The 571-nt window shown below is 47.3% G+C and carries 1 protein-coding gene; it reads left to right on the forward strand.

Annotated elements, in window-relative coordinates:
- The first annotated feature begins 207 nt into the window (after positions 1 to 207).
- Positions 208 to 378, forward strand: a complete 171-nt coding sequence (locus KQJ23_RS23580; RefSeq protein WP_216481335.1) for a hypothetical protein — start codon at positions 208 to 210, stop codon at positions 376 to 378.
- Positions 379 to 571: the final 193 nt, after the last annotated feature.

Below are 571 nucleotides of genomic sequence, written 5' to 3' on the forward strand. Positions count from 1 at the left end.
AAGAGGGTGTCCCAAAAGTAACTTTGGATTACCCTACCAACAAAATAAGATGATATTCATAAAAACCAAGGAGCTAAGCGGTCTGTTTTCGCTTAGCTCCTTGGTTTTTGGCGTCTAAGGCTGCTTTCTTAAGCAAATTGCGAGCAAGGGAAAGCCACCCTACCTCAAGGCTTACTTTTTCTAAGTTGCCTTTAGAGTTCAACTATAATGCAGTTTGTCTGGTCACGCCATAAAGTGCATTGCAATGAGCTTGCCGTCTATGGCACATATCAGCAGGATATGCGCGCAAGCCTTGGGCAAAGCGCGCTTATGGCGGCTTGTCCGATTCGCTTTACGCACCGCCACAATGGCTCGCTGGGCGTCGCTGGTTCACGATAGCCGAACCAATGAGACTGCGTAGAAAGGGCATAAGTGTGAAGTGTGCTGTAGAAACGGAGTGTTCGCCTTTGTGAGCGGATTCCTACTATTTCAAATTTTACTCAATCAAAGGAATCCGCGAACAACAGCGATCGTAAGCACACTTCACACGTTGCCCCCAGCACGCAGAATCATTAGCAAGGGACTTATGAGA

The sequence above is a fragment of the Paenibacillus brevis genome (assembly GCF_018919145.1).
Taxonomy (GTDB): domain Bacteria; phylum Bacillota; class Bacilli; order Paenibacillales; family Paenibacillaceae; genus Fontibacillus; species Fontibacillus brevis.